The 14,789-nt window shown below is 62.4% G+C and carries 15 protein-coding genes; 10 read left to right on the plus strand and 5 right to left on the minus strand.

What is annotated here, in order from left to right:
* Positions 1-14: 14 nt before the first annotated feature.
* From FNA46_RS13885 to FNA46_RS13900, 4 genes are all read right to left on the minus strand, one after another.
* Positions 15-356 carry a tRNA-binding protein gene (locus FNA46_RS13885; protein WP_143125800.1) on the minus strand — a complete coding sequence of 114 codons (342 nt, stop codon included), beginning with the start codon at positions 354-356 and terminating at the stop codon, positions 15-17.
* Between the two features lie 29 nt (positions 357-385).
* Positions 386-1,204 carry a pyrroline-5-carboxylate reductase gene (proC, locus tag FNA46_RS13890; RefSeq protein ID WP_143125801.1) on the minus strand — a complete coding sequence of 273 codons (819 nt, stop codon included), beginning with the start codon at positions 1,202-1,204 and terminating at the stop codon, positions 386-388.
* Positions 1,204-1,704: a type III secretion system chaperone family protein gene (locus FNA46_RS13895; protein WP_143125802.1), complete on the minus strand. Its 501-nt coding sequence runs from the start codon at positions 1,702-1,704 to the stop codon at positions 1,204-1,206. The genes proC and FNA46_RS13895 overlap by 1 nt, the downstream gene beginning before the upstream one ends.
* 430 nt (positions 1,705-2,134) lie before the next feature.
* Positions 2,135-2,395 (minus strand): accessory factor UbiK family protein, encoded by a 261-nt coding sequence (locus FNA46_RS13900; protein ID WP_143125821.1) that lies wholly within the window; start codon positions 2,393-2,395, stop codon positions 2,135-2,137.
* A 224-nt stretch (positions 2,396-2,619) separates the two neighbouring features.
* Here FNA46_RS13900 and lgt point away from each other — a divergent pair, with 224 nt between their 5' ends.
* From lgt to pth, 10 genes are all read left to right on the plus strand, one after another.
* Complete coding sequence (gene lgt / locus FNA46_RS13905; protein WP_143125803.1) at positions 2,620-3,462, plus strand: prolipoprotein diacylglyceryl transferase; 843 nt, start codon at positions 2,620-2,622, stop codon at positions 3,460-3,462.
* 18 nt (positions 3,463-3,480) lie between these two features.
* On the plus strand, positions 3,481-4,584 hold the full coding sequence (locus FNA46_RS13910) for a class I SAM-dependent methyltransferase (protein WP_143125804.1): 1,104 nt from the start codon (positions 3,481-3,483) through the stop codon (positions 4,582-4,584).
* Positions 4,585-4,722: 138 nt separating this feature from the next.
* Entirely contained in the window at positions 4,723-5,511 is a 789-nt protein-coding gene (pgeF, locus tag FNA46_RS13915) for a peptidoglycan editing factor PgeF (RefSeq protein WP_143125805.1), read from the plus strand.
* 1 nt (position 5,512) lies between these two features.
* Positions 5,513-6,664 carry a M24 family metallopeptidase gene (locus FNA46_RS13920; protein WP_143125806.1) on the plus strand — a complete coding sequence of 384 codons (1,152 nt, stop codon included), beginning with the start codon at positions 5,513-5,515 and terminating at the stop codon, positions 6,662-6,664.
* Between the two features lie 176 nt (positions 6,665-6,840).
* Positions 6,841-8,049 carry a hypothetical protein gene (locus FNA46_RS13925; RefSeq protein ID WP_143125807.1) on the plus strand — a complete coding sequence of 403 codons (1,209 nt, stop codon included), beginning with the start codon at positions 6,841-6,843 and terminating at the stop codon, positions 8,047-8,049.
* A 162-nt stretch (positions 8,050-8,211) separates the two neighbouring features.
* Entirely contained in the window at positions 8,212-9,144 is a 933-nt protein-coding gene (locus FNA46_RS13930) for a ribose-phosphate pyrophosphokinase (RefSeq protein WP_143125808.1), read from the plus strand.
* 262 nt (positions 9,145-9,406) lie between these two features.
* A complete protein-coding gene (locus FNA46_RS13935) occupies positions 9,407-10,003 on the plus strand; it encodes a 50S ribosomal protein L25/general stress protein Ctc (RefSeq protein ID WP_143125809.1) in 597 nt (198 codons plus the stop codon).
* A 252-nt stretch (positions 10,004-10,255) separates the two neighbouring features.
* Positions 10,256-12,661 (plus strand): EAL domain-containing protein, encoded by a 2,406-nt coding sequence (locus FNA46_RS13940; protein ID WP_143125810.1) that lies wholly within the window; start codon positions 10,256-10,258, stop codon positions 12,659-12,661.
* Positions 12,662-12,698: 37 nt separating this feature from the next.
* Positions 12,699-13,427 (plus strand): substrate-binding periplasmic protein, encoded by a 729-nt coding sequence (locus FNA46_RS13945; RefSeq protein WP_244617914.1) that lies wholly within the window; start codon positions 12,699-12,701, stop codon positions 13,425-13,427.
* Between the two features lie 79 nt (positions 13,428-13,506).
* The gene (gene pth / locus FNA46_RS13950; RefSeq protein ID WP_143125811.1) at positions 13,507-14,244 is read left to right on the plus strand and encodes an aminoacyl-tRNA hydrolase; all 738 of its coding nucleotides are present in this window, start codon (positions 13,507-13,509) and stop codon (positions 14,242-14,244) included.
* Between the two features lie 45 nt (positions 14,245-14,289).
* On the opposite strand, the gene FNA46_RS13955 is transcribed toward pth, so the two are convergent.
* A partial coding sequence (locus tag FNA46_RS13955) for a DUF3800 domain-containing protein (protein WP_143125812.1) occupies positions 14,290-14,789 on the minus strand: 500 nt, incomplete at its 5' end.

Consider the following 14,789-nt stretch of genomic DNA (forward strand, 5'->3'; position numbering starts at 1 on the left):
CCCGGCCCCGCGCCTCACATCATCTTCATGCCGTTGGGGACAGGTCTCTCGACGCCTGCGAGCACGATGGCGCCGGTCTCGTCGGCAAAGCCGAGCGTCAGCACTTCGGAACGCACCGGCCCGATCTGACGTGGCGGAAAATTGACGACGCCGAGCACCTGCCGACCGACAAGCGTCTCCGGCGTGTAATGCACGGTGATCTGCGCGGAGGAGCGCTTCACGCCGATCTCCGGCCCGAAATCGATGCGCAGCTTGTAGGCAGGCTTGCGCGCCTCCGGGAAGGGTTCGGCCTCTATGATGGTCCCGACACGGATATCGACCTTTTCAAAGTCGTTCCAGCTGATCTCTTCCGCCATCAGGCCTGCCCCTTCCGTCGTGTCCGCCCTCAGCGTCCAAGCTCCTCGGCCCGCTTGCGGGCGGCGGCAAGCGCCGCATCGAACAGCGGCTGCATGCCCTTTTCGTCCATCAGCACCGACAGCGCAGCCGCCGTCGTGCCGCCGGGCGAGGTGACGTTCTGGCGCAGGCGCGAGGCTTCATCGCTCGACTGGAAGAGAAGCTCGCCGGCGCCGGCCACGGTTTCGCGCGCCAGCCGCATGGCGAGATCGGCCGGCAGGCCGAGCTTGCGCCCCGCTTCGGCCATGCATTCCACCAGATAGAAGACATAGGCGGGACCGCTGCCGGACAGCGCCGTGACGGAATCGATATCGCTTTCGGCGGCCACCCATTCCACGGGGCCGCTGACCTTCAGCAGGTCGTGCACATTTGCGCGCTCAGCTTCGCCGACGCGCGCATTGGCATAAGCGCCGGTGACGCCGCGGCCGATCATGGCCGGCGTGTTCGGCATGGCGCGCACCATGGCCGCCTCGCCGAGATGGCTTTCAAGGAAGGCGAGCGTCTTGCCGGCTGCGACCGAGACGACGACGGTATCGGCCCCCACCAGAGGCTTCAGCGGCGGCAGAACCGCCTCCATCACCTGCGGCTTGACCGCAAGAAACAGGATCGCCGCCTCAACGCCGGAAGGCGCTGCCGTTTCGTGGCGCACGCCCGAAGCCGCAAGCCTTTCCTTCATCGCCTCGGAAGGCGACGGATCAATCACAAGAATGGACGATCCCGGCACCCCGCTTTTCAGCCAGCCCGACAGCATGGCACCGCCCATATTGCCGGCACCGACCAGCACCACAAGCCCGGATACGGTCGCAGACATCAGCACTCTCCGACGGTCTCGAACAGAACCGCATCCATGGCGGCCTTGGCCTCCATGCCGGACCACACGACGAACTGGAAAGCCTGATAATAGGTCTCGCAGGCTTCGAGCGCGCTGGAGAGCAGCACTTCCACCTGCTGGTTGGTGGGTTCCGCACCGCCTGCCAGCAGCAGCGACTGGCGGAAGATCACCACATCCTCCTGGCGCCACAGGTCGAAATGCCCCATCAGCACCTGACCGTTGACGTGGGAGAGCAGGCGGATCACCTCGTTGACGCGCGGTTCGGGCACCTTGATGTCGAAGGCGCAGGCCAGATGCAGCGCCTCGAACTCCTCCATCCAGGAGAAGGAGACGTGATAATCGGCCCAGTGACCCGCAACGGTCATGGCGATCTCGTCCTCGCCGGACCGTTCGAAGGTCCAGTCATTGGACGCAGCCACGAATTCGATCATGTCGACCGGATTCGACTGGCGTTCCATCTGTATGTCCATGAGGCTCATGCGGCACCCTCTTAACCGGAATGGAAGCGACATTCGTGTTAACGAAAAACACACCAACGCACGCGTACTGACCGGAAATCCAACCCCTCGATGATTCCCCGCGACGGTCAGTCCAGCACATTCATCCTGCGCGGAACGGCCCATCGGACGTTTCGAATCATCATTTAAAATCAGTGTATCGGCCCGGAGTCCGAGTACCAGCCCCCGGCTTTCGTTTTTGCGGGGACGACTCAGGTTTGCGCTTCGCCCGCGGCCTCAGCCGCAGCGATTAACCGACTCTGGATGAAGCGTTTTTCGACTATGTCCACAGGCTGCGATTTTGTTGGGCAAACAACCGTGAAAACTTGCGTCAAGACACAAAAAAGCGCGCCCCCCGTTTTCCAGAGACCGCGCTCGACTGTCAAAGATGATTCAGGCTGGACGGCCGCAATTACTCGGCGTTTCCGGCAAGCTTTGCTTCCAGCGCATCCAGACGTGCCTTCAGCGCATCGTTTTCATCGCGCGCCTTGATTGCCATATCGCGCACGACATCGAATTCCTCGCGGCGCACGAGATCCATACTGTTGAGAAAGCGCTCGGCCTGCGCCTGGAAGGCCGTCTCCACTTCGCGGCGCATGCCCTGGGCCGCACCGGCGGCATCCGTCATCAGGCGCGCGAATTCATCCATCATGCGGTTCGGTCCGGTGGACATGACCTCATCTCCCGTTGGCTGCGCCGCAAGGCGGCGTTCGGTCTCATTGCCTGCGTGGAGGTAGGGTCTGATGCAGGCCGTTGCAAGGAGAATCGCCGGAAGCGCCCAAATTCCCGCCAATTCCTTGAGGATCATCATGAAACCGAAAACATGGGTCTTGACCCGAACAGGGGCTGCCGCCATGTTCCGCCGCAAACGCGGCACGTGGCCAGGGTACGTTAAACTTGTATTCACCAGCATCATTCCTCGCCATCTTGCCATTTCCCAACATCGATCCGATCGCGGTTTCCATCGGGCCTCTTGCGATTCACTGGTATGGCCTCGCCTATGTCGCCGGCATCATGCTCGGCTGGTTCTATGCCCGCGGTCTGATCGCCAGGCCTGAGCTGTGGGCCGGTGGAACGCCGCCGACAAGCCGGGAGAAGCTGGACGATTTCCTCGTCTGGGCGGCCGCCGGTATCGTGCTCGGCGGACGCATCGGCTACGTGCTGTTCTATGACCTTGCGGCCGTGATGGAAAACCCGGTCCGCGCCATCGAGATCTGGAACGGCGGCATGTCCTTCCATGGCGGCCTGACCGGCACGACGATTGCCATGATCCTGTTTGCCCGGCGCCACAATATTCGCGTCTGGAGCCTGTTCGACCTCGTGGCCTCCGTCGCCCCCTTCGGCCTGTTCTTCGGGCGCATTGCCAATTTCATCAATGGAGAACTCTGGGGCCGCATCACGGATGTGCCCTGGGCGATCGTGTTTCCCACAGGCGGACCTTTTGCCCGCCACCCGAGCCAGCTTTACGAGGCGGCGCTTGAGGGAATCGTGCTATGGGTCGTCCTGAGAATCGCCACCCACGGCGGCAAGGCGCTGCGGCAACCGGGTGTCGTTTCGGGCATTTTCGTCTGCGGCTATGCGCTGTCGCGTATTTTCGTGGAATTCTTCCGGGAGCCTGACGCGCAACTGGGCTATCTGGCCTTCGGCTGGCTGACCATGGGAATGCTCCTGTCCCTGCCGATGCTGTTCATCGGGCTCTGGGCCATCTGGCGCGGCCGCCGCGCTGCCGCCACCATTTGACGCGAGGACGAGTCATCCATGACCACGCCGCTTGCAGACAAGATCAAAAACCTCATCCGGGCGAACGGGCCGATCAGCGTGACCGACTATTTCGCGCTCTGCCTGGCAGATCCGGACCATGGCTACTACCGCACGCGCGATCCCTTCGGCCGCAACGGGGATTTCGTCACGGCTCCCGAAATCAGCCAGTTGTTCGGCGAGATGCTCGGGATCTTCATGGTGCATGCCTGGCAGCAGCATGGCAGCCCGACGCCGGCCAACCTCGTGGAAGTGGGCCCCGGCCGCGGCACCATGATGCAGGATATGCTGCGGGTGATCCGCCGCCTGGCGCCCGGCCTCTACGAGAACCTCGACGTCCACATGGTGGAAACGAGCGACCGTCTGCGCGGCGTGCAGCGGGTGACGCTGGAAGCCTATTCCTCCAAGATCACCTGGCATGCGGCCTTCGAGGATGTGCCCGGCGGCTTCACGCTGATTGCCGCCAACGAACTGTTCGATGCCATTCCGATCCGCCAGTTCATCAAGACCCCGACCGGCTTTCGCGAGCGGATGGTGGGGCTTGATGCCAATGATCGACTGACCTTCGGTGTCGGCATCGCCACCATCGACCCGGCGCTTCTGCCCTCCTCCCATGCCAAGGAACGGGACGGCACCATCTTCGAGATCGCGCCTGCCCGTCAGGCGGTGATGAGCGCGCTCTGCGACCGGCTGAAGCGCCATGGCGGTACGGCTCTGATCATCGACTACGGCCACATGGTGACCGGATTTGGCGACACGCTGCAGGCGGTGCTGCGCCATGATTACGACCCGCCGCTTGCCCATCCCGGCGAGGCGGACCTCACCAGCCATGTCGATTTCGAGGATCTCGCGCGCATCGCCCGCGGATCGGGCATCCAGATCAATGGCTGCCTGCATCAGGGTGATTTCCTCTACGGCCTTGGCCTTGCCGAGCGTGCCGCCGCCCTTGCCAGCGGCAAGAGCGAACCGGAGCAGCGCGCGATCGCCGTTTCTGCCGACAGGCTGGCCGGCGCCGGCGAAGGCAAGATGGGCGAACTGTTCAAGGTTCTCTCTGTCTCCAGCCCGTCCGTGACGCTCGCCCCCTTCCGCCCGGCGCGGGATTGAGCCAGCGCTCCGGCGGTTGACAGGACGCCGGGGCTCGGGCCACAGTCGCCTTCGAACGAAGCAGCCCCGTGCCTGCGGCCGCGCCTTCGCGGCGCCCCGAGCCGTGATCATCCCTTCAGAAAACGGACAGATCGAGCCATGCAGGATCTCTCGCCGATCACAAGCCCCCTGCTGAGCGCCCGTATCGGCGCGAGCCCCATTCGCCATGGCTTCTTCACCCGCCAGGGGGGCGTCTCCGGCGGTTTTTATGGCAGCCTCAATGTCGGCATCGGCTCGAACGACCGCCGCGAGGACGTGCTGGAAAACCGCCGCCGCGTGGCCGGCTGGTTCGGCCAGCCGCTGGAACGGCTGGCGACCGCCAACCAGGTGCACTCGCCCGACGTGGTCACCCTTTCGGCCTCCTATGCCGGCGAACGGCCAAGCGCAGACGCCATGGTGACGAGCACGCCCGGGCTCGTGCTCGGCGTGCTGGCGGCCGATTGCGGACCGCTTCTGTTTGCCGATGCCGAGAACCGGGTGATCGGCGCGGCCCATGCCGGCTGGAAGGGTGCGCTTGGCGGCGTGGCCGAAAACACCATCGAGGCGATGATCGCGCTCGGTGCGCGACGGGACACCATCACCGTCTGCCTCGGCCCCTCGATCGCCCAGCCAAGCTACGAGGTCGGCCCGGAATTTGTTGCGCGTTTCCTGGAAGTCGATGCCGGTTTTGCCCGTTTCTTTCGCCCCTCGGCGAAGCCCGGGCATTCGCTGTTCGACCTGCCGGGGCTCACCATGCTGCGCCTGGAGCGCGCCGGCGTGAGAGCAGAGAACCTCGACCTCGACACCTATCCCGATACCACGCGCTTCTTTTCCTATCGCCGCACCACGCATGCAGGCGAACCCGATTATGGGCGACAAATTTCCGCTATCGCGATTCTGGAGGACTGACATGGGACTGCATTTCGAGCATACCGAATATGCCGCGCGGCTTCAGCGCCTGACGGCCGCCATGCAGGCGGAAAAGCTGGATGCCATGCTGCTGTTTGCGCAGGAAAGCATGTACTGGCTGACCGGCTATGACACCTTCGGCTACTGCTTCTTCCAGTGCCTGGTGGTGAAGGCGGACGGCACGATGGCCCTCATCACGCGTTCGGCGGATCTGCGGCAGGCACGCCATACCTCGATCATCGACAACATCACCATCTGGGTCGACAGGGTGAACGCCGATCCGACGGCGGACCTGAAGAACCTGCTTGCAGACCTCGACCTGCTCGGCAGCACCATCGGTGTGGAATATGACACGCACGGCATGACCGGCCGCGTCGCCCGCCTGCTCGACAACCAACTCGCGACCTTCGGCGAGATCGTCGATGCCTCGCATGTGGTGAGCCGCCTGCGACTGGTAAAGAGCGCCGCCGAACTCGCCCATGTGGAGCGCGCGGCCGTGCTGGCCGACGATGCGCTCGACGCCGCCCTTCCGCTGATCCGCGCGGGCGGCGACGAGGCCGATATCCTTGCCGCCATGCAGGGCGCTGTCTTCGCCGGCGGCGGCGATTATCCGGCCAACGAGTTCATAATCGGCTCCGGTCCGGACGCCCTGCTCTGCCGCTACAAGGCCGGGCGGCGGCGTCTCGATGCCGAGGACCAGCTGACGCTGGAATGGGCAGGCGCCAGTGCGCATTACCATGCGGCGATGATGCGCACCGTGGTGATCGGCGAGCCGACGAGCCGCCACCGCGAACTCTACAGTGCCTGCCGGGAAACCATCGAAGCCATCGAGGAGGTTCTGACGCCCGGCCACACCTTCGGCGACGTCTTCGACACCCATGCCCGCATCATTGATGCCCGCGGCCTGACGCGGCACCGCCTGAATGCCTGCGGCTATTCGCTTGGTGCGCGCTTCTCGCCGTCGTGGATGGAGCACCAGATGTTCCATCTTGGCAATCCGCAGGACATCCTGCCGGACATGTCGCTCTTCGTGCACATGATCATCATGGATTCCGACAGCGGAACGGCCATGTCGCTCGGCCACACCTACCTCACGACGGAAACAGCGCCAAAGGTTCTGTCGCGGCATAGCCTCGACATGATTAACCTTTAATAAAGATTTTCCGAAGCATGGAATGGTTGACTCCAAGTAAACGCGCACCGTAAACTTGTCTCCTAGTGGGACGGCGAGGGGTATTGCGTATGTTCGGCTTGGATTCAGCAAAGCCATGGCTTGCACTGGGAACTATACTATTAGGATTGTCGTCCTGCAGCTCGCCGGAGGATCTCGTGCCGCGCAGCAACGTGGGCACCGGCTATGGCAGAGCGATGCCGCGCTACAGCGACCCAGCGCCCGGCGATCAGTTGCTCTACCGCCTGCCTGACCAGCAGGGCTATCGACCTGTCACATCGACACGCTCGAGCAGATCGCCTGTCTACGCCACGGGGACGACACGGCGACCGGCGACCGGGCGCGTGCCCGATTACCGTGATCCCTATGCCGACATGCCGGTCACCGGATATCAGTCGCCCGCCTATGGCGACGGCGTCTATACCGGTGGCGCCAATCGCTACCCGAGCGTCAACGGCGGCGCTTATGGTGGCGGTTACGGCGCCTATCCGCCGCCGCCAGGCTACACGGCGCCGCCGGCGACCTACCCGCCCTCCCCCTACGATACCAACGGCTACTACGCACCAGCGCCGAGCTATAACGGCAATGGCGGCTACGCGCCCTATCAGACGGCACCGCTGCCGCCGGTGCAGGCGGCGCCAATCTATCGCCAGCAAAGCACCTATCGTCCGCCGCCTGCCAATACGCTGCAGGCCCAGGCACAGGTCGTGGACCGGGGCGGGCGCTCGCCGGTCGCTTCAAAGCCGCTGCCTGCCGCGCCGACACGCGCCGTCGCACAGGCTTCACCTGTCCGCCAACAGGCGGCAAGGCCGCAGCCGCAGAGACAGCAACCCGTGCAGACGGCACGCACACAGCCGGTGCGCCAGCCGCCGCAGGCAGCCGCCCCGGCGGCACCGGCGCAGACCGATGTGGCCGCCCGCGCCCGCCAGCTTTCGCCGAGCGCCTCTCCGCAGCCGCTGCAGCGCGAGGAGGAAACCGCCAGCCTGCCGCGCGGGGGCAATGTCGGATCGGTCCGTTTCCTGCCGATCATCGGCGCCCCCGTCGAAGCCGTAACCCCCTTGTCGCGCCAGCTCGGCGTTTCCGCCCGCGCGAGCGGCCTCACCATCAAGGCCTCCACCGATACCAGCAGCGAGCATATCCTGAAGGGGTATCTTTCGGCCGTCGCCGAAGGCAGCCAGCTCACGATCAACTATGTCTGGGATGTGCTCGACAGCCGCGGCAACAGGCTGAACCGCATCCAGGGCCAGGAACGCGTCCCCTTCTCGGGCGGTGATCCCTGGGCGGCGGTGCCGCCGGAGACGATGCGCGTCATCGCACAGAAAACAATCTCGCTTTACATGAACTGGCGCGAAGGCCTGCAAGGCTGACGCCGGACATACCGACCCTTGCGCGGCACCAGCCCGCCCGGTCGCGCTTACCATGTTTCACGCTGGCTTCACAAAAAGTGCTTGATGGCCGCGCTTCGGTCTTGCATTCGGGAGCCGCAACGGTAAAAGGCCCCCATCCAGCGTCAAAACAGGCGGACCCCAATGAAGGTTTTCGCAGGGAATTCGAACCGGCATTTGGCCGACGCGATCTGTTCCTATCTTAATGTTCCAGTCGGAAAAGCCAGCGTCAGACGGTTTGCAGACCAGGAAATCTTCGTCGAGATCCAGGAAAACGTGCGCGGTGAGGATGTGTTCGTGGTTCAGTCCACGTCCTTTCCCACCAACGACCACCTGATGGAACTCTTGATCATGATCGATGCCTTCCGCCGCTCGTCGGCGAAGCGCATCACCGCAGTACTTCCCTACTTCGGCTATGCCCGCCAGGATCGTCGCGCCTCGGGCCGCACGCCGATCTCGGCCAAGCTCGTTGCCAATCTCATCACCGAGGCCGGTGCAGACCGCGTGATGACGCTCGACCTGCATGCCGGCCAGATCCAGGGCTTCTTCGACATCCCGACCGACAACCTGATGGCGGCTCCGATTCTGGCCCGCGACGTGAAGGATCATTACGATCTGCAGAACGTCATGGTCGTGTCGCCGGATGTCGGCGGCGTGGTGCGTGCCCGCGCGCTCGCAAAGCGTCTGGACTGTCAGCTGGCGATCGTCGACAAGCGCCGCGAACGCGCCGGCGAGTCCGAAGTGATGAACATCATCGGCGACGTGACCGGCAAGGACTGCATCCTGATCGACGACATCGTCGATTCCGGCGGCACGCTCTGCAATGCGGCCGAGGCGCTCCTGAAGAGCGGCGCGACCAGCGTCACCGCCTATATCACCCATGGCGTCCTGTCCGGCGGCGCTGTTGCGCGTGTCAGCTCCTCGAAGCTGCGCGAACTGGTCATCACCGACTCGATCCAGCCAACCACGGCCGTCCAATCCGCCCCGAACATCCGCGTGGTCTCGACCGCTGCCCTGCTCGGCGAAGCGATCAACCGCACGGCCCTCGAACAGTCGGTTTCCAGCCTGTTCGACTGACAGGCATGACGTATCACTTTAAATCGCCCCGTCTGCCCCGCAGGCGGGGCGATTTGCTTTCGGCGTGCAAACCGAAGCAAAGCAACGCTTTTGGCCGTCGCGAACTTGCAACAAATACCCAGTTGGTCTATAGGCCCCTCGTCCGCGCAGACACCCTTGGAGGCACCGCGGATGGAGCGCATCGGACGATGTCCTCCCAAACCCGTTGTCCGACCAGTCGGTCGACGCCGGGTTTCTCCAAATAACCTCGAAAGGATATGCCATGAGCCACGCAACTTACGAGCTCAAGGCCGAGGCGCGCGAACGGGTTGGTAAGGGGTCCTCCCGTGAACTTCGCCGCAACGGTTTCATTCCCTCTGTCATCTATGGTGACAAGCAGGCCCCGATTTCGATCGCTCTCAACACCAATGAAGTGACGAAGCGCATCCATGCCGGCGGTTTCATGACCACGGTTGCCACGATCGACTACAACGGCGAGAAGATCTCCGTTCTGCCGAAGGACTATCAGCTGGATCCGGTGCGCGACTTCGTCCTGCACGTCGATTTCCTGCGCGTTTCGGCCAACAGCCAGGTCACCGTTGAAATTCCGGTTCACTTCATCAACGAAGAGAAGTCCGGCATCAAGATCGGCGGCGTTCTGAACATCGTTCGCCACGAAGTCGAAATGACCTGCCCGGCCAACGACATTCCGGAATTCATCACCGTCGACCTCGACGGCTTCAAGATCGGCGACAGCATCCACATCTCGCATGTGAAGCTGCCGGCTGGCGTTGCCCCGACCATCACCGACCGCGACTTCACGATCGCCACGATCGTTGCTCCGGCTGGCGGCACGTCGGAAGACGGCGCAGACGCATAAGCCCTGCACGACTTGCAAGCACACATTCGAACCCGTCCGGCCTCGCCGGGCGGGTTTTTCTTTGCACGTATCATAATCCCACAGAAGATCTGCACGCTGCGGTCACAATACGGCCAAGGGGACTCGCTACCTGCAGTCAACATCTGTTAGTCTCAAGGCAGTAATTGCTTAATTCATGGATGAAACCATGCCGGGCAGTTCCAGATCTCTGCCGGATCTGTGCACGGTGACAGGGAGCAGAAGTCCGCTTCAATGACGCATTCCGTCGAGAGTCGGTTCATCGCCATTATCAGCGGAGCGCTCCTCATCGTCGTTGCGCCACTGTTTACGCTGTTCCTCGTTCTGTCCTCACAGCAGGCCGCACAAAGCCTGCGCGAGCGTCTGGAAATCCGTCTTGCCGCCAATGCCCAGGCGCTGAGCAAGCCGCTCTGGGACCTCGATATCGACAGCATCCGCCAGACGACCAGCAATCTTTCCAGCGAAAGCGGCATCCGCGTTGTGCAGGTCATCGACACCCTGGGCAAGCTTGACATCACCGAGAGCAACGTGCGCGATGCGGGCGAAAGTCTCGATCACATGTCGCGCGCCATCACATACCGGGGTCCGGACGGTGAGATCGGGGTCGGCACGATCACCATCTATTTCAGCCGGGTTGGTCTGCTGTCGGCGCTCAGCAATCGCGAACTGGCCTTCATCGCCATCTTCGTGGTGGCGATTTTCACCGTGGTGGGAGCGGCCATCTTCGGCAATCGCACCATGATCATCCGGCCCCTGATGCGGTTGACTGCCGCAATCGAGGCAACGCGTCGCCTCGGTTCGCGCCATCACGTCGACTGGCGCTCGAGCGACGAAATGGGTCGGCTTGCCAAAAGTTTCAACGAGATGCAGATCCAGCTGGAGCGCGAGGAACTGGAGCTGAAACTGGCCCACCAGCAGACCACCGAGACCTACAATCTCACGCCCGCCATGCTGTTTTCGCTGAACGAGCGTGACCTGATCTGGGCGGTCAGCGATTACTGGCTGCTGGCCACCGGCTACGAGCGCAAGGACGTGCTGGGGCGACCCTTCGTCGATCTCATCACACCGGCCGATCGCATGCGCTATCTGACACGCAAGGCACTCGGCCATCGCGCGCCACAGGCGGGCCAGCCAGATGACCGAAGGTCACAGACCTGCGAGATCACCGCGGGCTTTCTGTGTGCCGATGGCCGCGTGATGGACGTGCTGATCCTCGAGACGGAGCTGTTTGCGGCAGGTTCGGATTCGCCTGCTTCCCTCAGCGTCATGACCGATGTCACCGAATTGCGGCAATCGGAGATGCGCAATCACCGGCTGGCGATCACCGATCACCTCACCGGCCTTCTGAACCGCCAGGGTTTCGAAGCCGTGCTCGATGAGAAGATCGCCGAGGCGGACAAGAGCGGCTCCCATGTCGCCTGTCTGTTCATCGACCTCGACCGCTTCAAGACGATCAACGACACGCTCGGCCATGCCTCTGGCGACAGCGTGCTGTGCCAGTTCGTGTCCCGTATCACCCCGCTGATCGAAGGCGGCGATATCGCGGCCCGCCTCGGCGGCGACGAATTTGCGCTGCTGATCACCGGCCGCCACGCCGAAGCGCGCGCCGACCGGATCTGCGGCCAGATCGTTGACATGTTCGACGTTCCCTTCCGTACCGGCGGCACCACGGTGCGCCTCAGCGCCAGCATCGGCCTTGCCTTCTATCCACGCCATGCAGCAAGTGCCGCGGAGCTTCTGCAGAAGTCCGACATGGCGATGTATGTCCGCAAGCGCGACGGCAAGAACGGTGCAAAGCTCTATGACGAAACCATCCTCGACCGTGCCCGTGAACGCGCCGAGATCGAGACCGACATCGAGATGGCGGTGGCCGCCCGCTGGTTCGAATCCCACTTCCAGCCGGTCATCAATGTGCAGAACGGCCGCATCGAAGGTTTTGAGGCGCTGATGCGCCTGCGCCATCCGAAGAAGGGGCTGCTGTCGCCTGCCCGTATCATCGAGGTGGCCGAGGAAACCGGCTCGATCAACCAGATCGGCTCCATCATGCTTGAGGAGTCGCTTGCCAACCTGCAGCAGATCAGCGCCCTGCCGGGGCTGGCGCACAGCTATGTGGCGGTGAATTTCTCGCCGCTGCAGTTCGAACCCAGCCTGCCGGCCCGGCTGGCCGCGCTGGTGGCGCGCCACGGCATACAGCCGCATCGCCTGGTGGTGGAGATCACGGAAGCCGTGCTGATGCATGACGATCCGAAGGTGCGCAAGATCCTGGACGAGATCAAGGCCTTCGGCTGTCGCATCGCGCTCGACGATTTCGGCACCGGCTATTCCTCGCTCTCCTACATGAGCCGCTTCCCGGTGGATATCGTGAAGATCGACCAGTCCTTCATCCGCTCGATCGGCGGCGACCAGCCCGAGGTGGAACAGAAGAACCGCATGCTGGTGGAGGGTATCAGTGCGATCTCCCACAAGATGAACTGCACCGTGATTGCCGAAGGGGTCGAGACCCGCCAGCAACATGCCCTGTTGAAGCAGATCGGCGTGGACTGCGCCCAGGGCTACCTCTTTTATCCTCCCCGCAGCCTGCTGGACCTGATGGCTGATCTTCAAACCTGCACATCGGATCTGGAAAGTTTGACCGGATGAGTTCATACTAAAGTCTAAGAGATTGTCGGAGGGGGACATGAGGCATCTCGTCATGACTGCGCTTGCCCTGATGAGCATCAGCAGCGCCCATGCCACCAGTCTTGTGTTCACCACTGAATCCTACCCGCCCTACAGCTACCGTTCGCTGCACGGCGAGGTTCTGGGAATGAGCGTGGAGCAGGTGCGGGAAATCATCCGCTCCAGCGATGCCGATATCAGCTACACGATCGAGCTTCTTCCCTGGGCACGCGCGCTGGCACTGGCTGAAACACAGCCGGACCACTGCGTTTTCCTGACGGCACGGACACCGGAGCGCGAGGCGCAGTTTCAGTGGGTTTCACCACTGGCGGTTACACGCAATTTTCTGGTCAGTCTGGAAGATCGTGACATCCGCGCAACCTCGCTCGCGGATTTGCGCTCCTATACCGTCGGCACGCAGCGCGAAGACTACACGGAAAGCCTGCTGCGTCAGAACGGCTTTCAGCATCTCGATCTCAGCGCCAGCTATGACTTCACCCTGTCCAAGCTTCTGAATGGCCGCATCGACCTGATGCCGATGTCGCAAACGGTGATCGAACAGTTGAAGGACAAGGGAACACCGGTCGCACCGGTCGTGCAACTGGCGGAGCAGACGCTCGGCATCGCCTGTAACAAGGCCGTCTCCACGCAGATCATCGCCAGCCTGCAGACGTCCCTCGACCGCATGCTCTCTGACGGCAGGATGAGCGACATCGCCCGGGCCTATGGCGTTTCGCGGGTGCCCTGAACGTGGTCTTCCCGAAACCGCTTGACTTGCCGGCGGTTTCGCGTTGGGAAGCAGCCCTGCCATCAAGGGATCCATTCAGATGCTCATCATCGCCGGCCTTGGCAATCCAGGCGCCAAATATGCGGGCAACCGCCACAATATCGGCTTCATGGCGCTCGATGCCATCCAGCGCAAACCTGGCTTTTCGCCCTGGTCGAAGAAGTTCAAGGCGGAAATTGCCGAAGGCGAACTCGGCGGCGAGAAGGTGCTGCTGATGAAGCCGCAGACCTTCATGAACCTGTCCGGCGAAGCGGTCGGCGAGGCCATGCGCTTCTACAAGCTGGGCCCCCAGAACATCGTGGCGATCTATGACGAACTTGACCTGCCACCGGGCAAGGCGCGGATCAAGGTGGGCGGCGGCCATGGCGGCCACAATGGCGTCAAATCGCTCGACGCCCATTGCGGCAAGGAGTATCGCCGCCTGCGCCTCGGCATCGGCCATCCCGGCGCCAAGGAACTGGTGCACAACCACGTGCTCGGCGATTTCGCCAAGGCGGATGCCGCCTGGCTGGAGCCGCTTCTCGACGCGCTGGCCGACCATGCCGACATGCTGGTGAAGAACGAGGACAGCCAGCTGATGAACAAGCTGGCGCTTGCCGTGGGCGGCAAGCCGGAGGACGAGCCGGCCAAACCCGCGAAGGCGGCAAAGGAGCCGAAACCTGCCGGCCAGTCGCATATCCGCCAGGCGCGCAATTTTGCACAGCCGAAGAAACTGCCGGACAGCGGCCCGATGGCAGAGATGCTGAAGCGGATGTTTGCGAAGAAGGGCGAGGAGTGAGAACAGCCTAATGATGCGGCATAGATATCGAACCGAACTTATCGATCAGGTTGCGGATATTCGCTGCAAAAGATCCTGGGATGCGCTCAGAAGCCGCCTTTGGTCCCAGGCAAAAACTGTCTTACTCATCGACAACGCTTCGCTAAGCAGAAGTGCTTCCATCGAATATTTGTCACAAGCCCGCCGCTCTATATTGACCTCCTGCCTGTTGACGAGCCAAGCCAACATGTCAGCCGCTTGAAGCGGTACTTCATCTACATCTCTGCGGAATGTTGGCTCAGGGATGAACAGGCCCGGAAAGTCTTTTGATGAAAGTCGCCTAAACTCGTCAAAAACTGACACAATTTTATGAACTGGTTCACTCTGCTCATCGAACACGACTTGAAGCTTCTTATCGTAAAAAAATTCGAAATTCTTTTTATACGCCAAGGTAAGAAGAGACCAAAACAAGCAATTGTATGGCCTACCTAGAAAGTGCCTCCCGTCTCCCTTTACGTCCAACAACATACGAAAATCATCGTAACGAATGACCTTCTCCCCTGGAA

Origin of the sequence: Affinirhizobium straminoryzae (assembly GCF_007004135.1) — a bacterium.
Classification (GTDB): domain Bacteria; phylum Pseudomonadota; class Alphaproteobacteria; order Rhizobiales; family Rhizobiaceae; genus Neorhizobium; species Neorhizobium straminoryzae.